18 protein-coding genes and 1 tRNA gene are annotated in these 18,587 nt (G+C 63.5%); 13 read left to right on the top strand and 6 right to left on the bottom strand.

The window, feature by feature from the left end; genetic code table 11:
• Positions 1–47 precede the first annotated feature (47 nt).
• From putA to DDE75_RS13595, 3 genes are all read left to right on the top strand, one after another.
• The gene (gene putA, locus DDE75_RS13600) at positions 48–3,383 is read left to right on the top strand and encodes a bifunctional proline dehydrogenase/L-glutamate gamma-semialdehyde dehydrogenase PutA (protein ID WP_108502940.1); all 3,336 of its coding nucleotides are present in this window, start codon (positions 48–50) and stop codon (positions 3,381–3,383) included.
• A gap of 71 nt (positions 3,384–3,454) precedes the next feature.
• Positions 3,455–3,550, top strand: a tRNA-Sec gene (locus tag DDE75_RS17340).
• A gap of 22 nt (positions 3,551–3,572) precedes the next feature.
• Positions 3,573–3,941 carry a hypothetical protein gene (locus tag DDE75_RS13595; protein ID WP_108503049.1) on the top strand — a complete coding sequence of 123 codons (369 nt, stop codon included), beginning with the start codon at positions 3,573–3,575 and terminating at the stop codon, positions 3,939–3,941.
• Here DDE75_RS13595 and DDE75_RS13590 read toward each other — a convergent pair.
• The 4 genes from DDE75_RS13590 to DDE75_RS13575 form a co-directional block, all read right to left on the bottom strand.
• Positions 3,938–4,303: a hypothetical protein gene (locus tag DDE75_RS13590; protein WP_108503048.1), complete on the bottom strand. Its 366-nt coding sequence runs from the start codon at positions 4,301–4,303 to the stop codon at positions 3,938–3,940. The genes DDE75_RS13595 and DDE75_RS13590 overlap by 4 nt on opposite strands.
• A 57-nt stretch (positions 4,304–4,360) precedes the next feature.
• The gene (locus DDE75_RS13585) at positions 4,361–5,377 is read right to left on the bottom strand and encodes a phosphotransferase family protein (protein WP_108502939.1); all 1,017 of its coding nucleotides are present in this window, start codon (positions 5,375–5,377) and stop codon (positions 4,361–4,363) included.
• Positions 5,364–6,593: an acyl-CoA dehydrogenase family protein gene (locus tag DDE75_RS13580; protein WP_108502938.1), complete on the bottom strand. Its 1,230-nt coding sequence runs from the start codon at positions 6,591–6,593 to the stop codon at positions 5,364–5,366. Before DDE75_RS13580 ends, DDE75_RS13585 begins: the two co-directional genes overlap by 14 nt.
• Positions 6,594–6,659: 66 nt before the next feature.
• A complete protein-coding gene (locus tag DDE75_RS13575) occupies positions 6,660–7,334 on the bottom strand; it encodes a DnaA N-terminal domain-containing protein (RefSeq protein ID WP_108502937.1) in 675 nt (224 codons plus the stop codon).
• A gap of 434 nt (positions 7,335–7,768) precedes the next feature.
• Between DDE75_RS13575 and DDE75_RS13570 the strand changes: the two genes are divergently transcribed.
• The 3 genes from DDE75_RS13570 (at position 7,769) to DDE75_RS13560 (ending at position 11,266) form a co-directional block, all read left to right on the top strand.
• Complete coding sequence (locus DDE75_RS13570) at positions 7,769–9,073, top strand: AAA family ATPase (RefSeq protein ID WP_108502936.1); 1,305 nt, start codon at positions 7,769–7,771, stop codon at positions 9,071–9,073.
• A complete protein-coding gene (locus tag DDE75_RS13565; RefSeq protein ID WP_108502935.1) occupies positions 9,070–10,170 on the top strand; it encodes a ParB/RepB/Spo0J family partition protein in 1,101 nt (366 codons plus the stop codon). Before DDE75_RS13570 ends, DDE75_RS13565 begins: the two co-directional genes overlap by 4 nt.
• Before the next feature lie 154 nt (positions 10,171–10,324).
• Positions 10,325–11,266: a DMT family transporter gene (locus DDE75_RS13560; RefSeq protein ID WP_108502934.1), complete on the top strand. Its 942-nt coding sequence runs from the start codon at positions 10,325–10,327 to the stop codon at positions 11,264–11,266.
• Positions 11,267–11,275: 9 nt separating this feature from the next.
• On the opposite strand, the gene DDE75_RS13555 is transcribed toward DDE75_RS13560, so the two are convergent.
• On the bottom strand, positions 11,276–11,944 hold the full coding sequence (locus tag DDE75_RS13555) for a GntR family transcriptional regulator (protein ID WP_108502933.1): 669 nt from the start codon (positions 11,942–11,944) through the stop codon (positions 11,276–11,278).
• A 296-nt stretch (positions 11,945–12,240) separates the two neighbouring features.
• Here DDE75_RS13555 and DDE75_RS13550 point away from each other — a divergent pair, with 296 nt between their 5' ends.
• The 7 genes from DDE75_RS13550 (at position 12,241) to DDE75_RS13520 (ending at position 18,242) form a co-directional block, all read left to right on the top strand.
• Entirely contained in the window at positions 12,241–13,383 is a 1,143-nt protein-coding gene (locus DDE75_RS13550) for a malonyl-CoA decarboxylase (RefSeq protein ID WP_162799042.1), read from the top strand.
• Between the two features lie 17 nt (positions 13,384–13,400).
• Positions 13,401–14,909: a malonate--CoA ligase gene (locus DDE75_RS13545; protein ID WP_108502931.1), complete on the top strand. Its 1,509-nt coding sequence runs from the start codon at positions 13,401–13,403 to the stop codon at positions 14,907–14,909.
• A 60-nt stretch (positions 14,910–14,969) separates the two neighbouring features.
• Positions 14,970–15,362: a malonate transporter subunit MadL gene (madL, locus tag DDE75_RS13540; protein WP_108502930.1), complete on the top strand. Its 393-nt coding sequence runs from the start codon at positions 14,970–14,972 to the stop codon at positions 15,360–15,362.
• A 3-nt stretch (positions 15,363–15,365) separates the two neighbouring features.
• Positions 15,366–16,127, top strand: coding sequence for a malonate transporter subunit MadM (gene madM, locus DDE75_RS13535; RefSeq protein ID WP_108502929.1), 762 nt, complete (start codon positions 15,366–15,368; stop codon positions 16,125–16,127).
• A 93-nt stretch (positions 16,128–16,220) separates the two neighbouring features.
• On the top strand, positions 16,221–16,646 hold the full coding sequence (locus DDE75_RS13530) for a thiosulfate oxidation carrier protein SoxY (RefSeq protein ID WP_245894754.1): 426 nt from the start codon (positions 16,221–16,223) through the stop codon (positions 16,644–16,646).
• Entirely contained in the window at positions 16,643–16,963 is a 321-nt protein-coding gene (soxZ, locus tag DDE75_RS13525; RefSeq protein WP_162799041.1) for a thiosulfate oxidation carrier complex protein SoxZ, read from the top strand. Before DDE75_RS13530 ends, soxZ begins: the two co-directional genes overlap by 4 nt.
• A 1-nt stretch (position 16,964) precedes the next feature.
• Positions 16,965–18,242 carry an NAD(P)/FAD-dependent oxidoreductase gene (locus DDE75_RS13520; protein WP_108502927.1) on the top strand — a complete coding sequence of 426 codons (1,278 nt, stop codon included), beginning with the start codon at positions 16,965–16,967 and terminating at the stop codon, positions 18,240–18,242.
• A gap of 65 nt (positions 18,243–18,307) precedes the next feature.
• Here the strand turns inward: DDE75_RS13520 and DDE75_RS17335 are convergent.
• The coding region (locus DDE75_RS17335) for a hypothetical protein (RefSeq protein ID WP_162799040.1) at positions 18,308–18,587 on the bottom strand (280 nt) is incomplete at its 5' end.

The raw sequence follows: 18,587 nt of genomic DNA, 5'->3' as shown, positions 1-18,587 counted from the left end.
GTCCAGACGTGACCCTGTATCATGCGTGAAACGCCAAGGGGGCCGCCATGATCGATCTGTCCGCATTTGATTCCTCTGCCAAGTTCCAGCCGGATGCGCCGCTGCTGGACCAGTTGACCGCGACAGCGGCGCTTTCCGCGGCGGACCGCCAGCGGATCAGCGAAGATGCGGCCAAGCTGGTCGCCCGGATCCGCAAGGAATCCGAGCCGACGATGATGGAGCTGATGCTGGCGGAATACGGGCTGTCCACGCAGGAAGGTGTCGCCCTGATGTGCCTTGCCGAGGCGATGCTGCGCGTGCCCGACCGCGCCACCATCGACGCGCTGATCGAGGACAAGATCGCGCCCTCGGATTGGGGGCGTCACCTCGGCGAATCCTCATCCAGCATGGTGAATGCCTCGACCTGGGCGCTGATGCTCACGGGCAAGGTTCTGGATGACGACCAGCCGGGGCTGGCGGGCACGCTGCGCGGTGCCATCCGCCGCGTGGGCGAGCCTGTCATCCGCACCGCCGTCACCCGCGCCATGCGCGAGATGGGCCGCCAGTTCGTCCTGGGACAGACGATTTCGGACGCTTTGTCCCGCGCGAAGGGGCAGGAAAAGAAGGGCTATTCCTACAGCTACGACATGCTGGGCGAGGCCGCGATGACGCAGGCCGATGCCGACCGCTATGCAGGTGAATACCGCAAGGCGATCGAGGCCATTGCCGGTGCCTGCAACAAGGGGTCGGTGCGCAAGAACCCCGGCATCTCGATCAAGCTCTCGGCGCTGCATCCGCGCTACGAGGTTGCGCAGACGGATCGCGTCATGGCGGAACTGGTGCCCGTGGTGCTGGATCTGGCGCAGCGTGCCAAGGCCGCCGACATGGGTCTGAACATCGACGCCGAGGAACAGGACCGTCTGACCCTGTCGCTGCAGGTGATCCGCGCAGTTCTGGCAGATCCCTCGCTGGCGGGATGGGATGGTTTCGGCGTGGTGGTGCAGGCCTATGGCAAGCGTGCCGGTGCCGCCATCGATTGGCTCTACGCGCAGGCGACCCAGCTGGACCGCCGCATCATGGTGCGTTTGGTCAAGGGCGCCTATTGGGACACCGAGATCAAGCGCGCGCAGGTCGAGGGCTTTGACGGCTTCCCGCTGTTCACCACCAAATCGGCAACCGACGTCAGCTATATCGCGCTGGCACGCAAGCTCTTGGGGATGAACGACCGCATCTATCCACAGTTTGCCACGCATAACGCCCATTCGGTCGCGGCCGTTCTGGACATGGCCAAGGGGCATCAGTTCGAATTCCAGCGCCTGCACGGCATGGGCGAACGGCTGCATGACATCGTCCTGCGCGATCACGGCACGGCCTGCCGCATCTATGCGCCGGTGGGGGCGCATCACGACCTGTTGGCCTATCTGGTGCGGCGCCTGCTGGAAAACGGCGCGAACAGCAGCTTCGTGAACCAGATCGTCGATGAGGACGTGACCCCCGAGGAGGTCGCCCGCGACCCCTTCGAGGCGGTCAAGACCGAGACCCCGCCCGCATCGCTGGTCGCACCCGAAGCCATCTATGGCGCGGGTCGGGTCAACTCGCAGGGCTTCGATCTGAATGCCCGCGATGTGCTGGACCGGATCGAAGTCGCGCGTGACGGCGCGATTGCCGATGCCGGTCCGCTGACCGTCAGCCCGCCCACGGGCGAGGCGCAGCCGGTCGTGAACCCCGCCACGGGTCAGGTCATCGCGCAGATCACCATGGCCGACGGCGATACCGTCGCCCGTGCGCTGGCCGATGCCCGCCCTTGGGATGCCACCGCGGACCAGCGGGCCGCAGTGCTGCGCCGCGCCGCCGATCTCTATGAGGCCGAATTCGGTCCCTTCTTCGGCCTGCTGGCCCGCGAGGCCGGCAAGACGCTGAACGACGCCGTGGCCGAACTGCGCGAGGCGGTCGATTTCCTGCGCTATTATGCACAGCAGGGCGAGGGTCGTAAGGACGCCCCTCGCGGCACCATCGTGGCGATCAGCCCGTGGAACTTCCCCTTGGCGATCTTCACCGGCCAGATCGCGGCGGCGCTGATGGCGGGGAACGCCGTGGTGGCGAAACCGGCCGAGCAGACCTCGCTTGTGGCGGCCCATGCCACGCGCCTTTTGCTGAAGGCGGGTGTGCCGCAATCGGCGCTGCAGCTGCTGCCGGGCGACGGCGGCTCGGTCGGCGCGGCCCTGACCCGCAGCGCCGACGTCGCAGGCGTCGTCTTCACCGGATCGACCGAGACCGCACAGCTGATCGCCGACAGCATGGCCACCCATATGGCCCCCGGCACGCCGTTGGTCGCGGAAACCGGCGGTCTGAACGCCATGATCGTCGACAGCAGCGCCCTGCCCGAACAGGCCGTGCGCGACATCATCGCGTCAAGCTTCCGCTCGGCAGGACAGCGCTGTTCCGCGCTGCGGTGTCTTTATGTGCAGGAAGACGTTGCCCCGCAGATCATCCGCATGATCCAGGGCGCGATGGATCTGTTGCGGGTCGGCGACCCTTGGGATCTGTCGACCGATGTCGGGCCGGTCATCGATCAGGATGCGCGCGACCAGATCGACGCCTATGTAGAGGCCCACCGCGACCGCGTGCTGCACCGCCTGCAGACCCCCGCCGATGGCCATTTCGTGGCCCCCACCCTGATCCGCGTCGACGGCATCGAGCAGATGGACCGAGAGATCTTCGGCCCCGTCCTGCATGTCGCCACCTACAAGGCGCGCGATCTGGACAAGGTGGTGCAGACGATCAACGCGTGCGGCTATGGTCTGACCTTCGGCCTGCATACCCGTATCGACAGCCGGGTCGAACAGGTCACCGCCAAGATCCATGTCGGCAACGTCTATGTGAACCGCAACCAGGTGGGTGCCACGGTTGGCAGCCAACCCTTCGGTGGCGAGGGTCTGTCGGGGACCGGCCCGAAGGCGGGCGGACCTTTGTATCTGCCGCGCTTCTTCGCCCCTGCCGTGCCGGGCAAGATGACGAACATGTCGGTCGTCCCGTCGGATCAGCTGATGCCCGGGCCCACGGGCGAATTGAACCGCCTGACCCTGGTGCCGCGCGGACCGGTCCTGTGCCTTGGCCCGGACGATCAGGACATCCGCAACCAGGTCGCCGCGGTCGAGGCCTTGGGTGGCATCGCAATCACCGGGGATGCCGAGGCACTGACGGGCATGGATGACCTGGCTGCGGTCCTGTGGTGGGGGGACGAGGCACGTGGTCGCGATCACGCCCTGACCCTGGCCAAGCGCAACGGGCCCATCGTGGCGCTGATCACCGCCATGCCGGACCGTGCGCACGTCTGCCATGAACGGCATCTTTGCGTCGACACCACGGCGGCCGGGGGGAACGCAGCGTTGCTGGCCAGCTGATCGCCCCCTCCCCTTGCCAAGGCGCTTGGCGCGGTCCATCTGTGGAACGTGCCAGGCATCGACTTGGCTGCGGAGGGGAATCGTCTCTGGTGGGGCGGCCGGACTTCAAATCCGGTTGGGGCAGCGAGCCTGTCCCGGGTGGGTTCGACTCCCATTCCTCTCCGCCATCACCAACTGATGCGGAACAAGATGATCGACCACGCAACCGACTTCGACGAATGGCTGGCCAAATCGCTGAGCGATTCCGACGGCTTTACCATGCTGGTGGTCTTGCTGGGATTGAACGACGGGCGCATCACGCTGCTGCGGTCGGCCCATCTGCATGTCATCGGGGATGAGCTGGACTGGCCCGTGCTGGCACAGCACCTAGACAGTGCCGGGGTCGCTTGGGATGCGGTTGCCCTGTTCCGCGCCGGACGCGAAGGCATCGTGCCCGATGATGTCGCCAAGACCCGGCTGGATGCCTTGGTCAAGGCGATGCATGCCGACCGCACCCTGATCCGCGATGGCGAGTTCCTGAACCGCGACGGATTGCGCTTGCGTCTGGACGACGCTTAGCACGTCTGCGTTTCGTCCGGCTCGCCCTTCAGATCCAGACCACGCGCCGTGGGCGGCTGCCACGTCGGCGACCGCTCGATTGCTCCTTGTGTGTTGGTGCCCAGCTGCGATCCACCCGTGCCGCCGCTCCAACCCGTGGTGCCGGTGTTCTCGGCGGCAGTGCCATCTTCTGACGGGGCGGGACTGGTCGCGGGTTCAGCCGTTCCGGATTCGTCGGTGCAGGCTGGTGCCGCGCTGTCATTGGTCGCTTCGGACGAGACGGCCGAAGGTTTGCCTTGGGCGTCCTGCGCCATCACCGGACCTGACAGGCCGATCATCAGGGCCGAGATGCCGAAGGCGATCTGAAAGAACGGGCGGGACATGGCGAAACCTTCCTGTTGGGGCTGCATGGAAACGTCACGGGGCCGCCGCGGTTCCCATCAGGTCCCCATGGCAATCTGCAGGCCACGTTCGGCGAAGACCGCAGCCAACGGAGCCAGATCACCGGCCCCCTGCCCCGCGGCATTTCCGGCCGCTGCCCGATCCGCGATGCCCACGAAGATCGCCGCAAAGCGGAACAGGGCAAAAGCTTCGTGGAAGGGCTGCAAGGGCGGGGTCGGAACGGCGTGCCGATAATAGCTTTCCACGAACTCGCTGCGCGCGGGAATGCCCAAGGCCTGAAGGTCCAGCCCCGCGATGCCGCCGAACTGATCGGGTGACGTGCGCCACGCCATGCAGGCAAAACCCAGATCGGCCAAGGCCGGGCCAAGGGTTGAAAGCTCCCAGTCCAGAATACCGATGACGCGCGGCGCATCGGGGGCAAAGATCAGGTTACCAAGCCGAAAATCACCATGCGCGATGGAAACGCGTTCCTCCTGTCGTGGCAGGTTCGCCTGCAACCAGTCATGCAGCACGGGCAAGGAGGCGATCGGATCGCGTCGAAGAACCTCGGAAGCCTGACACTGTTGCCACCAGCGCGAGATCTGGCGCGGATAGTATCCCTCGGGGCGTCCGAAGTCGGACAGACCAACGGCCGCGGGATCGACGGCGTGCAGACGCGCCATGACGCGGGCCATCTCGCCGAAGATGTCGGCACGCTCGGCCGAGGTTAGCCCCGGCAGCGAATTGTCGTGAAAGACCCGCCCTTCCAATCGCTGCATCAGGTAGAATGGCCGCCCGATGATGTCCGCGTCATCGCAGTAGAGAATGGGTTCGGGGACGGGGACATCGCTTCCCTGCAGGGCGGTCAGAACGCGATATTCGCGATCGATGGCATGGGCGCCTTTCAGGATGGGTCCCATGGGCTGCGTGCGCAGGACCATCCGGCGGTCGCCGTGATCGACCATGCATGTGGGATTCGACTGGCCCCCTGCGATGGGTCGCAGGGTGTAAACCCCTTCGCCGAATCTCAGGTCCAGCCAAGGTTTCAGCCCTGCGAAGCGGTCATCCTGCGTCATCGGCGTCCCCTGCATCCGCGACCGGCCACGACCAGAAATCGGCGCCCTGCCCTGCGAAGGCCCGCGACAGGACCATCTTGTGAACCTCGTCCGCGCCGTCGACCAGCCGGGCCTGACGGGCATAGCGATAGATCCATTCCAGCACCGTGTCGGTGGAATAGCCGCGCGCGCCATTCACCTGGATCGCGCGGTCGGCGGCATCATGCAACAGATTGGCGACGTGGATCTTGGCCATCGAGATCTGGGGCCCTGCCCGGCGCCCCTGGTCCAGTTCCCACGCCGCGCGCATGACCAGCAGGCGCCCGATCTCGATCCGCATGGCCAGATCGCCCGTGGCGACCTGCACGGTTTCGCGGTCCGCCAGGCGGATGCCGAAACCCTCGCGCGTCTCTGCGTAGTCCTGCGCGATCTGCATGCAGCGCTTGGCCAGCCCCAGCCAGCGCATGCAATGGGTCAACCGCGCGGGGGCAAGGCGGGTCTGGGTGACGCGCATGCCCTTGCCCTCGGCCAGGATGACATTCTCGACCGGAATCTGCAGGCCGTCGAACTCCAACTCGCAATGTCCGCCGTGTTCTTCGGGACCCATGATGCCGATGCGCCGCAGGATCCGCCAGCCGGGTTGCGCTGCGTCGAACATCATCGCGGTCAGCGCATCCTTGGGGCCATCCGAGGTGCGCGCCAGAAGCATGAAGTGCTGCGCACCTTCTGCGCCAGTGATGAACCACTTGCGGCCGGTCACGAGGTAATGGTCCCCCTGCCGCACCGCCCGCGTCCGGATCATCGAGGGGTCCGACCCGCCACCCGGAGCGGGTTCGGTCATCGCGAAGGCCGATCTGACCCGCCCTTGCGCGATCGGTGCCAGCCAGCGGTCGCGCTGTTCCGGTGTCGCCAGCCTGGACAGCACCATCATGTTGCCATCGTCCGGGGCTGCCGCGTTGAAGACCACCGGACCGAAGATCGAACGGTTCATCTCCTCGTAGCAGACGGCCATGCCCTGAATGCCGACGCCAAGCCCGCCGTCGCGTTCGGGCAATTGCAGGCACCACAGCCCCTCGGCACGGGCTTGGGCGCGCAATTCCGCAAGCAACGCGTCGTCGATATTGCCGTGATGGTCATAGGCCGCAGGGTCGGCTTCATGCGGGATGATGCGGCTTTCAACGAATGCGGCGATCCGACCGCGAAGATCGTCCAGCTCCGGCGTGATGGTAAAATCCATGCAGGCCCCTCCTCTTGTCTCGGTTCACCCCCATGGCGTGTGAATGCGCCATCTCCTCCGGGGGCACTATGGTATCAGGCGGACTGCCTGCACATCGGTTCCTGACCGACGTGCGGCGATGGTCAAGCGTCCCATCAAATGCGTGCGCACATAGGTTGCGTGAAACCGCGAGGGCGCCGCCAGATGCAGGATACCATGCTCCTGACCGGCATCCGTCAAAGGGGCGAACCAGGCATCGAAAAGCGCCTGATCCTCGGCCCGCAACATGGCTCGCATCGTACCCCATGCGCCCGGCATGTCCTCGGACTCGCTTCGACGGAAGGGCACCACGTTGGCTGCCGGTTCGGGATCGGTTTGACCGGACATGCGCGTGACGTAATCGCTGCCGATGTTCGTCCAGGCGGGACGCGTGTCGAGGAGAATGCGATCAAGGTCCAAGGCCAGGACCGACACGCGGCCCCGGGCGCCTTGTCGCTTGACGGTGATCCACCCCAAGGCCCGTAGTCTCGCCATGTCGCGTTTGACGGTACGTTCGTCGACGCACCAGAGACGGGCGATCTCCTTCTGGCCGATCGACAGGTCGTTGCGTTGCCAGTTGTAGCGAGTCGTGATCAGCGATATCAGGCGCAGAACCAGCCGCTGCAAGTTCTGATCGCCTGCCAGACCATGCGCCAGCAATGCCGACAGAATGTCGTATTTGCGCGCCGCCGCCTCTCGGCCGACGGGTTTGATCACCTGCATCTTCGCTCCTGCTGCCGGAAGGGTCCGGCTACTGCCTGGATACGGGCGAGGTCTTGGGGCGCCCCAACGTAATTCCGCATCCTGATCGCATTTGCGTCCTGTTTGACGATTCTGTCAAGCAGGTAGGCCGAGGGATCAATTTGATTGCCCCTGCATTCTTAGAAATTCAGGTATCATTGGTATAGAGGGACACATTGAATGTCCCGTAGTCAGGATGCGATGTCCCCCATTCGAGTGCCAACCTTGCTTTTCTGTCCCCATTTTCCGCTTTCATCGGAGGCTGGGTGAAACTCTCAAGCCGTGCTGATGATTCGAGCTATCGACGAGCATTGTCGACTTTTTTGGATTCGAGTGAAGTTGTCTTTTGCCAAAAAGGCAAATCAGGCGTAAAAGCCAAAACATCGATAATTAGCGTTCTGGGATTCAAGCACAACATGTATACCCACGAAGACCTCGCCCGATTGCAGGCACAGTCCCTGAAGATGCAGGGTTGGATCCGCCGTCAGACCTTCAGCCCCGCAAATGAGAAGACCTTGCGTCGCTTCTCGAGCTGGGAGGTTGCGGAGTTGATCTTCCGAATCAACCAGTCGACCTTTCGTGGCAAGCTTGCCGCAGATCCGAACCTTCCCCTTGGGGAAGTCGAGGAGGATGGCCGGCAGCGCTGGTTCAGCCTCGAGGAGGTGAATGAACTGCGCCGTCGGGTCCGTATCAACAAGAAGAGCCTGATGCCGCCTCGCCCCGACGGGAAGCGTGCCTTTCGCGCGGCCATCGCCAACTTCAAGGGTGGCGCGGGGAAATCGACGGTGGCGTTGCATTTCGCGCATGCCGCAGCCTTGGACGGCTATCGCGTCCTGGTCGTCGATTTCGATCCGCAGGCAACCCTGTCGCATTCGATGGGTCTCTCCGATGTCGGTGAGGATCATACGGTCTGGGGGATCATGGCCCGCGACCTGGAGCGTGAGACCGATCGAATGAATTTAGCCAGTGCCGGGGCCGAATCTGGCACCGCCCTGCCCCAACGCAAGTTGCCCGCCTCCATCCGCGACATGGGTCTTGGCACATTGCGGCCGGCCGATTTCATCAAGTCGACCGCATGGCCCACCATCGACATCGTTCCAAGCTGTGCCAATGCGGCCTTCGTCGAATTTGCCAGCGCTCAATACCGGCATCTGAATCCCGAATGGACCTTCTTCGGTGCGGTCTCGCGCTTTCTGGACAGTCTGGCCGATGATGCCTACGACCTGATCCTCTTCGATTGCCCGCCGGCGATCGGCTATCAGTCGATGAATGCGGTCTTTGCCGCAGACATGCTCTATGTTCCTTCGGGCCCCGGTTACTGGGAATACGACAGCACCACCAGCTTCATCGGACAGCTGTCCGAAGCCCTGGAGGATCTGTCCCATGGCTTCGAGAACTTCCCCACGGGGAAGATCACCCTGCCCAAGACTTTCACTGACATCCGCTTTCTGATGACGCGTTTCGAGCCGTCGAATGAACTGCACCAAGCGATGCTGGGAGCATTCAGGCAGGTCTTCGGAGATCGAATGGCCGAGAACCCCATCGAACTGACCCGCGCCGTAGAACAGTCGGGCCGTTTCCTCTCTTCGATCTACGAGATCGATTACCGGGAGATGACACGGGGAACCTGGCGTCGCGCACGTGCAACCTTTGACCAAGCCTATGAGGAGTTTCGTGGCCACGTCCTGACCGCATGGGACCAGCTGGAGGATCAAGCATGAGCCGCAAGCGCCGGATGTTCGACATCGACATTCCCGAAGACGAAGGCGCCGACTTCCCCGCGGGGAAGGTCGACAAGGCGGACCAGCGCAGGGGCCCGATGGCGGCCGCGATTGTCGAAACGGCGGAATCCACCCGGGATCGGGCCGCCATCGAAGCAAGAATTCGGGCCGAGAACGATGCCTTGGCGCAGGAGCATGTCCGCCTGAAGCGTGCGGGTCTGATCACAGACATGATCGATCTGGATCTGATCGACACATCGAAGCTGGTTCGCGACCGTAAACCCGTGGCCGATCTTGAGCTGGTCGAATTGATCGCCTCGATCCGCGATATAGGTCTGTCGAATCCGATCCAGGTCGAGCCCTCGGGCGAGGGGCGGTACCAGTTGATTCAAGGGTACCGCCGTCTTTCAGCTTATCGGAAGCTGCGTGACGACACCGGTGAAACCGAAAAGTGGGGGCGTATACCGGCAGGTATCGCGGCGCGTGGGGACCAGCTTGAACAACTCTATCGCCGCATGGTGGATGAGAACCTGATCCGCAAGGATATCTCCTTTGCTGAAATGGCGCAGTTGGCTCTCAGATATGCGCAAGATCCGCAGACGGCCGAACCGGACCCGGAAAAGGCCGTGGCGATCCTGTTCAAATCGGCCGGTTATCAGAAGCGCAGCTATATCCGGAATTTCATTCCTCTGGTCCAACACCTGGGCGATGCGCTGATGTTTCCGCAGGAGATCTCTCGCGCGTTGGGTCTGTCATTGGCGCAGCGTCTGCAGGATGTTCCGGGAATCGCCGCCGCGATCAAGTCGGACCTGAAGAACTGGGACAAGCGCTCGGCAAGCGATGAGGTCGAATTGCTTCGGCGATATGCGGGGCAGGGTGGGGCGGAGGCCATGCCCACCGATCGCACCGCAACGTCGGATCGCCCGGCGCCTGCTGCCAAGGCCAAGACGACCTTTCAGTTGCAGCGCCCACAGGGCAGCGCGAAATGCACCGCCGCCAATGGTCGGCTGGAGATCCGTCTGCCGCGCGACTTCTCTGCCGTGGACCGTCGTAAGCTGGAGGCCGCAGTAGCAGCTATGCTGGACCAATTGGAATAGGTTCTTCCCCGCGGGGAAGTGCCGACGGTCGCGTGTGAAAAAACATTGAAAAACAATAGGTTATATATTGTGGACCTGCGGGGTCACTGATCTTACATATTGCACAAAATGCAAAACAGGCTTACCACGACGTGATCCCAGCCAAGGTAATCCGATGACCCCGACACCCGCCGCCCCGCTCAGGGGGATCGTCCTGAAATGCCTCAGCGTCAGTGTTTTCACGGTCATGGCTGCCTTGGTGAAGGCGACATCCCTTGGCGAGGTGCCGGTGCCTCCGGGACAACAGGTCTTTTTCCGGTCGTTCTTCGCCTTGCCGGTGATCCTGATCTGGCTGGTCTTCCGTTCCGAACTGCGCGTCGGGCTGAAGACCTTTCGACCCATGGGGCATTTCTATCGCGGCATCGTCGGAACCGCGGCCATGGGTTTCAACTTCTGGGCGTTGTCGCTCTTGGCATTCCCCGAGGCGACGGCCATCGGATATGCGGCCCCACTGTTGGTGGTCATCTTCGCCGGCATGTTCCTGGGTGAGAACGTCCGCGCCTTCAGGCTTGGAATGGTTGCGATGGGTATGGCGGGCGTCTTGATCGTCCTGTCACCGCAGTTGACCGGGGCCGGTCCTTCGAACCCTGCCCATATGCTTGGCGCTGTCGTCGCGCTGATGGGCGCATCCTGTGCGGCATTGGCACAGATCTTCGTGCGCAAGTTGGTCCAGCAAGAGCGCACCTCGGCGATCGTCTTCTGGTTTTCGGTCACATCGACGTTGCTGTCGCTGGTCACGCTGCCGTTCGGATGGGTCATGCCGTCGGGCGGGACCTTCGCGATGCTGATCCTGACCGGCATCCTTGGCGGGTTGGGCCAGATCCTTCTGACGTCGTCCTATCGCTTCGCCGATGCCTCGGTCGTGGCGCCATTCGACTATGCCTCGATGATCCTTGCGGTGCTGATCGGCTGGACCGTCTTCGGAGAGATGCCCACCGCGACGGTGCTGAGTGGCGCGTCGGTGGTGATCATGGCGGGTATTCTGATCATCTGGCGCGAACACAAGCTGGGGTTGGAACGCACCTGCCAACGTCGCGCGGGGACGCCACCGGGATAGGGAAGGGCCTCAGCCCGTCTGCCGCGCCGACAAATGGTCCAGAAGTGCGACCAGGTCGCGGAACCTTTCACCCTGCACCAGCACGTGATCGGTCATTGCGCGCGATGCGACCTCGGCATCGCCTGCCCGGATGGCGGCGGCAATGGCACGATGTTCGGCCAGAGACGTTTGCACCCGTCCCTGTGCCTGCAATTGCCGCCTGCGATAGGGCTGCAGCATGGCCTGCAGGCGCAATGTCTCGGTCCGCAGGAATGGATTGTGGGCCGCAGCATAGATCGCCTGATGGAACTGCGTGTTGCATGCATAATAGGCGTCGCTGTCACCGGCAATCGCGGCCTTTTCGCAAGCCTGCAGGCTGTCGTCGATAGCCAGAAGATCGGAGGCATCGGCACGTCGACAGGCCAAGGTGGCGCAGAACGCTTCCTGCTGGGCCATGACTTCGAAGCGGTGCATCAGTTCGGTGACGGTCAGCTTGGTCACGAATGTGCCCCGTTTGGGTTGAACGACCAGCAGACCCGACGCCTCCAAGGCTTGCAGGGCCTCACGGACCGGCGTTCGTGAACAGCCGTATTCCGCCGCGATCCTGTCCGGGTCGATCCGGTCACCCGGAAAGTAGACCCCATCAACAATGGCGTTTTCCAAGGCCAGCCGGATCTGTGTTGCAGTCGGTATCTTCATGGCTTCGTCCAGTCTTGCCTTGGCAATTGGACCTTTCCCCGCGGCGAAAGTCCATCGACAAGCTTGTTATATACATCAAGAACAAAAGTGTGTATATCAACAGCCGGGGAGGATCGGAACATGGTAAAACAACGTCTGGCATTCTTGACCGATTTCGTGGAGGCCGTCACCCGCCGGAGCCGCAATTCCAGCGAAGAGGCCGAGACGCTGAAGGCGCTGGCGCGGCCAGCGTTTGAACGGATCACCGCTGCCTGCTCGGTGTTGATGGGACGGATCGGGATGCGGCGCGGGTTGCCGTGGCAGAACAGGCGTTGCGGGCCTATGGCGAGTTGCAGCCCGATGAAAAGCTGCGGTTCTTTCAAGGGCTGCGTGATGACTATGGCGTCGATGCCGACAGCATCCGCCAAGCCTATGGCGCATGGGACGCCAATCCCGATGCCGCCGCCGTGGCCGATCTGTTCCGCGTGGTCGAACCGGCGCGTCAGACGTTGCTGCGCCGCCTGAACCTTGCCCCCGGTGCGACACCTCAGCTGGTCGCCATGCGCAGCGATCTTCTGGACGCGATCCGGCAGGATGCCTCGCTTGCCGCCATCGATCAGGATTTCGCGCATCTGCTGGCGTCATGGTTCAACCGCGGCTTCTTGTCGATGCGCCGGATCGACTGGAATGCGCCCGCGGCGATTCTGGAACAGATCCAGCGGTATGAGAGTGTCCACCAGATGCAGGGGTGGAACGATCTGAAGCGGCGCCTGGCGCCGGCGGATCGCAGGCTTTATGCCTTCTTTCACCCGGCCACGGGCGATGTGCCCCTGATCTTCGTCGAGGTCGCCCTGACCAGCGGCATGCCGGATGCCATCGCCCCCATCCTGACCGCGCCCGAAAGCACCGGGCAACCCGTGGCTGACACCGCTGTCTTCTATTCCATCAACAACAGCCTTGCAGGCCTGAAGGGCGTGTCCTTCGGCAACTTCCTGATCAAGCAGGTGGTGGCCGAGCTGTCGGCCGAACTGCCGCAGCTGAAGACCTTCGTGACGCTTTCGCCGGTGCCGGGCTTCGCGCGCTGGCTGGCGGGGCAGGGGGACGAGCGCGCCCGTGCCCTGTCGCAGGCGCTGGCCGCAGACGACTGGCAGCACGACCCCGACCGGATCGAGGCGCTGCGCCCCGAGGTTATGGCCCTTGCCGCGCGCTATATCGTGGTTGAACGGGGCAGGGGGGGCATGCCCCCCGATCCGGTCGCCCGCTTCCACCTGGGCAACGGCGCTTCGGCACATCGCTTGAACTGGCCTGCGGATATGGCACCTTCGGCGATGAAGGCCGCGCATGGCCTGATGATCAACTATCTTTACGAACTGACGCAGATCGAGACGCGACACGAGGCATTCGTCCGCGACCAGACCGTCGCCCATGGCGACCAGCTGGCCGAAGCGTTGACAAGCTGAAGGAAAGGCACATCAAGATGCAGACCATCGAACAGAATTTCACCAAGGTTGCCACAAAGTTGGGCGACAAGGCGCTTTTCGAGCGTCCGGAACAGCCAGACATCAGCTTTGCCGACATGCAGGATCTGGTCGGACGGCTGGCCACGGTGCTGGGCGACCTGGGCGTCGCCCCCGGCGACCGCGTGGCCGTGCAGGTCGAGAAATCGCCCGAGGCCATCGCGCTCTATCTGGCCGTGCTGCGCGTCGGGGCGATATTCCTGCCGCTGAACACCGCCTATACCGGGCCCGAGATCGACTATTTCATCGGCGACGCCGCCCCGCGGCTGTTCGTCTGCGATCCGGCGCAGGAACAGGCTCATGCCCACCGTGCGGGCGACGCGCTGGCGGTTCAGACGCTTGGCGCGGATGGCGACGGCACGCTGCTGACAAGGGCCGCGGATGCCAGCCCGCGTCAGGACAGCCATCCTGCCGGGGCGGACGACCGTGCGGCGATCCTCTATACCTCGGGGACGACGGGGCGGTCGAAGGGGGCCGTGCTGACGCATGGCAACCTGATGTCCAATACCGAGGCCCTGCTGGAGCATTGGCGCTTCACCGAAGACGACCGCCTGATCCATGCCCTGCCGATCTTTCACACCCACGGGCTGTTCGTGGCCGCCAACATGGCGCTGACCGCCGGGGCGACGATGATCTTCTTGACCAGGTTCGACCCCGATCAGGTGATCGACCTGATGGCGGACGCCACCGTGCTGATGGGGGTGCCGACCTTCTATACCCGCCTGCTGAAGTCCGACCGCCTGACGCATGAAGCAACCTCGAACATGCGGTTGTTCGTGTCGGGCTCGGCCCCGCTTCTGGCCGAGGATCATCGCGCCTTCCAGGAACGCACCGGCATGGCGATCCTGGAACGCTATGGCATGACGGAAACCTGCATGATCGCGTCGAACCCCTATGACGGCGACCGCATCCCCGGTGCCGTCGGCATGGCGCTGCCCGGCATCACGGTTCGCATCGCGGATCGCGACAGCGCGGCGGTCCTGCCGCAGGGCCATATCGGCCTGATCGAGGTCAAGGGTCCGAACGTCTTCGAAGGCTATTGGAACATGCCCGAAAAGACCGCCTCGGAGTTTCGCGACGACGGTTTCTTCATCACCGGCGATCTGGGGATGATCGGTGATGACGGCTATCTGCGCATCGTCGGGCGGGACAAGGATCTGGTCATATCGGGCGGCTACAACGTCTATCCCAAGGAGGTCGAGGAGGCCATCGACGCCCTTCCCGGCGTTCTGGAAAGCGCCGTGATCGGCCTGCCGCATCCCGATCTGGGCGAGGCCGTCGCCGCTGTTGTCGTGCCCCGCGCCGGTGCCAGCGTCGACCCCGACGCCATCCGCGCCTTGCTGGCCGACGGGCTGGCCCGCTTCAAGCAGCCCAAGCGCGTCTTCGTGGCAGATGCCCTGCCGCGCAACGTTATGGGCAAGGTCCAGAAGGCCCAGCTGCGCAAGGAATACGCCGACACATTTGCCTGATCAAAACCCCGCCCGCGTCGGAGGAGGGCGCTGGCGGGGATCAAACACATGGGAGGAAACATGATCATCTTCGGAGTTGCGGCCCTGGCCGCCTGCCACTTGGCGGGCGTCATCCTGGGCGACCTGCTGGGCAGCCTTCTGGGCGTCCAGTCCAATGTCGGCGGCGTGGGCTTTGCCATGCTGCTGCTAATCTTCGCCACCGACTGGATGCGCCGCACCGGCCGCCTGCCCGCCATCAGCGAACAGGGCATCCTGTTCTGGAGCGCGATGTACATCCCCATCGTCGTCGCCATGGCCGCACAGCAGAACGTCGTCGCCGCATTGGCCGGTGGCCCGATCGCCATCATCGCCGGCGTCGGCGCGACCGTCGCCTGCATGGCGCTGGTCCCGGTCGTCGCCCGCATCGGAGGTCAGGACGCCCCCCTGCCGCCCCTAACCGTGCAGGAGGCCTGATCCATGGAGATCGTCGAACTTCTGGCCAAGAACGGCCTCGTCTTCGCCTTCGTCGTGATCGGCGTCGTGATGTGGATTTCCTATCAGCTGTCGGACAAGCTGTCGGCGGGGCGGCTGCATGGCTCGGCCATCGCCATCATCATCGGCCTGTTCCTGGCATGGCTGGGCGGCACGATCACCGGCGGCTCCAAGGGGCTGGCGGATCTGACCCTCTTTTCGGGCATCGGGCTGATGGGCGGGTCGATGCTGCGCGATCTGGCCATTGTCTCGACCGCATACGGCGTCGACATGCGCGAGATCAGGAAGGCCGGAGTGGCGGGTGCCACCGCCTTGGCGCTCGGGATCATCGTGTCCTTCATCGTTGGCGCACTGGTAGCTGCCGCCTTCGGCTATACCGATGCCATCAGCATGGCGACCATCGGCGGCGGTGCCGCGACCTATATCGTGGGTCCGGTCACCGGCACCGCGCTTGGTGCCAGCTCCGAGGTGATCGCCCTGTCGGTCGCGGCGGGTCTGCTGAAGGCGGTTCTGGTGATGATCGGCACGCCCTTCGTCGCGCCCTACATCGGGCTGAACAACGCGAAATCGGCCATGGCTTATGGCGGGCTGATGGGAACGACCAGCGGCGTGGCTGGCGGGCTTGCAGCCACCGACAAGCGGCTGGTGCCTTACGGTGCGATGACGGCGACCTTCTACACCGGGCTTGGCTGCCTGATGGGGCCCTCGGTCTTCTACCTGGTTCTGCTGGCCATGTTCGGAAACTGAGGCCCCGTTCTGCGGCCTTTGTCTTGGGTGCCCTGTGTCATTGTTGCGCGGCGCGGGCACCGGGCGCTAACCTTCGTTGTAGGAGGAGACGCAATGCCCGTGACCCTGTCGCGCCGTGATGCCATCTGGCTTGGCCTGAGCGGTCTTGCCGCATCCGTCCTGCCGGGGCAGGTCATGGCAGGATCGGTGAACGATCTGATCACGGGTTTCGCCCAAGGCTCGGTTCCGGTAGAGGACGGCATCACCCTGTCGGTTCCGTCCGAGGCACCGGACGGCTTTTGGGTTCCGGTCGAGGTTCGGGCCGCGGGGGCAAGTCACCTTATGCTGCTGGCATTGGCCCGCCGGTCGCCCCTAGTCGCCCGGGCCCAGTTCGGACCGGCCAGTGGTCCGGCACGCCTTGCGACCCGGATCAGATTGGCGGAAAGCCAGCAGGTCATGGCGTTGGCCCGACGGCCCGATGGCGCGGTGTTGCAGGCGGTGGCATTCGTGCATGTGCTTGTTGCAGGATGCGCCGGATGACCCGGATCCGCATCAGGCTTCCAAAGGTCGTGCGGGCAGGGGAACCCTTCGCTGTGCGCGCCATGATCCGCCACCCGATGGAAACCGGTCTGCGCATCGACCGCACGGGCCGGCGCGTGCCGCGCGGCATCATTCATCGCTTTACCTGTGCCATGGATGGGGTGCCGGTCATCGATATAGCCTTCGAGCCCGCCATCTCGGCCGATCCCTTTGTCGAATTCGATGTGTTGACCGAAAGCTCGGGGCGGTTGGAATTCACCTGGTACGATGAGAATGGCGACGTCCATAGCGACAGCCGCGATCTGAGGGTGGAATAAGATGACCGCACGCTCGACCTTCCTATCGCGGCGCATGTTCCTGGCCACCGGAGCCGCCACCGTGCTTTCGGCACCTGCGTTGCGTGCCCAAGGCTCGGCGCGTGTAGTGATCGTCGGTGGCGGGGCAGGGGGGGCGTCCGCGGCCCGAATGCTGGCCGCCCATCCCGGTATCAAGGTCACGTTGGTCGAGTCGAACGCGATCTATACCACCTGCTTCTTCTCCAACCTCTATCTTGGCGGACTTCGGGATTTCGACAGCTTGCAATACGGATATCGCGGCATTGCAGGCGCCGGCGTGCAGGTCATCCATGACCGGGCGGTGGCCGTGGATCGTGATCGTCGTCTGGTCGTCCTGGCCGGAGGTGCGCGCCTGTCCTATGACCGTCTGGTCCTGTCGCCGGGGATCGATTTCGTCGATGGATCCGTCCCGGGCTGGACACAGCAGGACGCGCAGAGGATGCCTCATGCCTATCGCGCAGGTGCGCAGACACAGCTGCTGGCGCGCTTGCTGCACACCATGCCGCAAGGGGGATTGTTCGCGATGATCGCCCCGCCAAACCCTTATCGCTGCCCACCTGGTCCCTACGAGCGGGTCAGCATGATCGCTCATTTCTTCAAGCATCGGAATCCGACCGCCAAGATCCTGGTTCTTGACCCCAAGCCGCGCTTTGCCAAGCAGGCCTTGTTCCTTGAAGGCTGGCAGTACCACTACCCCGGTATGATCGAGCGCATTGGCCCAGATTTTGGCGGTGCAGACGTTCAGGTTCATCCGGCAAGCAACGAAGTGATCATCGATGGACAGGTGCAACCGGTCGATTTATGCAATGTCATTCCGGCGCAGAAGGCCGGTGCCATCGCAACCCTTGCCGGATTGACGGGTGGCGAAGGTTGGGCCCCGGTGGATGGGACCAACATGGCATCCCTGATGGATCCTGACATTTTCGTCCTGGGTGACAGCGCAGATCAGGGTGAGATGCCAAAATCGGCCTATGCCGCAAATTCACAGGCCAAGGTCGCCGCCGAGGCGATCCTGAACCAGCTGATCGACACCCCCGCCTATGAGGCCAGCTATGCCAATACCTGCTGGTCCCTGATTGCGCCCGGTGATGCCGTGCGCGTAGGGGCCAATTACGGGGTCAGAGATAAACGTATTCTGGCCAGCAACAGCTTCATTAGCCAACCGTCGGAAAGTGCGGCACAACGCAAGGCCACGGCGGATCAGGCCGAGGCGTGGTATGGCAGCATAACTGCTGAAATTTTCGGCGAGTCGCAGGGTTGATTCGTGTTCCTACTGGCGTTCCGGTGTGTTTCTCGTTGTTGGCTCGGATATTTATCTTTGTATTATCAGCGGGTTGCGTTTGTTTTTGTGTTTTGTGTCGTTTTTCTCGGGAAACCTGCTTGCGTCTCTGGTTCGGTCTGTCTAAACACCGCTTCACCGAAGGCGGGAACGCTGGAGGGGCCGGGCAGGCGGTGCTGAGAGGCGCGGCTGACCGGGGTGAAATTCTGGTTCGGATTGTCTGGAGCGGGCGTCGATTGATTGGCGCTTCTCTGGTGATTTTGTTCCTCTGCTTTTTGACATTGATAGTTTATCTGAAGAGATATGTGGGCGGTCTGGTTGTCTAAC

This window comes from Paracoccus indicus (genome assembly GCF_003056335.1).
GTDB classification, from domain to species: domain Bacteria; phylum Pseudomonadota; class Alphaproteobacteria; order Rhodobacterales; family Rhodobacteraceae; genus Paracoccus; species Paracoccus indicus.
The sequence above is the reverse complement of the archived record's forward strand: the minus strand, read 5'-3'. Positions and strand labels throughout refer to the sequence as shown.

Bases quoted from the DNA above. Each gene is read 5' to 3' on its own strand.
- putA (WP_108502940.1), top strand. From the start codon at position 48: ATGATCGATCTGTCCGCATTTGATTCCTCTGCCAAGTTCCAGCCGGAT.
- DDE75_RS13595 (WP_108503049.1), top strand. From the start codon at position 3,573: ATGATCGACCACGCAACCGACTTCGACGAATGGCTGGCCAAATCGCTG.
- DDE75_RS13590 (WP_108503048.1), bottom strand. From the start codon at position 4,303: ATGTCCCGCCCGTTCTTTCAGATCGCCTTCGGCATCTCGGCCCTGATG.
- DDE75_RS13585 (WP_108502939.1), bottom strand. From the start codon at position 5,377: ATGACGCAGGATGACCGCTTCGCAGGGCTGAAACCTTGGCTGGACCTG.
- DDE75_RS13580 (WP_108502938.1), bottom strand. From the start codon at position 6,593: ATGGATTTTACCATCACGCCGGAGCTGGACGATCTTCGCGGTCGGATC.
- DDE75_RS13575 (WP_108502937.1), bottom strand. From the start codon at position 7,334: ATGCAGGTGATCAAACCCGTCGGCCGAGAGGCGGCGGCGCGCAAATAC.
- DDE75_RS13570 (WP_108502936.1), top strand. From the start codon at position 7,769: ATGTATACCCACGAAGACCTCGCCCGATTGCAGGCACAGTCCCTGAAG.
- DDE75_RS13565 (WP_108502935.1), top strand. From the start codon at position 9,070: ATGAGCCGCAAGCGCCGGATGTTCGACATCGACATTCCCGAAGACGAA.
- DDE75_RS13560 (WP_108502934.1), top strand. From the start codon at position 10,325: ATGACCCCGACACCCGCCGCCCCGCTCAGGGGGATCGTCCTGAAATGC.
- DDE75_RS13555 (WP_108502933.1), bottom strand. From the start codon at position 11,944: ATGAAGATACCGACTGCAACACAGATCCGGCTGGCCTTGGAAAACGCC.
- DDE75_RS13545 (WP_108502931.1), top strand. From the start codon at position 13,401: ATGCAGACCATCGAACAGAATTTCACCAAGGTTGCCACAAAGTTGGGC.
- madL (WP_108502930.1), top strand. From the start codon at position 14,970: ATGATCATCTTCGGAGTTGCGGCCCTGGCCGCCTGCCACTTGGCGGGC.
- madM (WP_108502929.1), top strand. From the start codon at position 15,366: ATGGAGATCGTCGAACTTCTGGCCAAGAACGGCCTCGTCTTCGCCTTC.
- DDE75_RS13530 (WP_245894754.1), top strand. From the start codon at position 16,221: ATGCCCGTGACCCTGTCGCGCCGTGATGCCATCTGGCTTGGCCTGAGC.
- soxZ (WP_162799041.1), top strand. From the start codon at position 16,643: ATGACCCGGATCCGCATCAGGCTTCCAAAGGTCGTGCGGGCAGGGGAA.
- DDE75_RS13520 (WP_108502927.1), top strand. From the start codon at position 16,965: ATGACCGCACGCTCGACCTTCCTATCGCGGCGCATGTTCCTGGCCACC.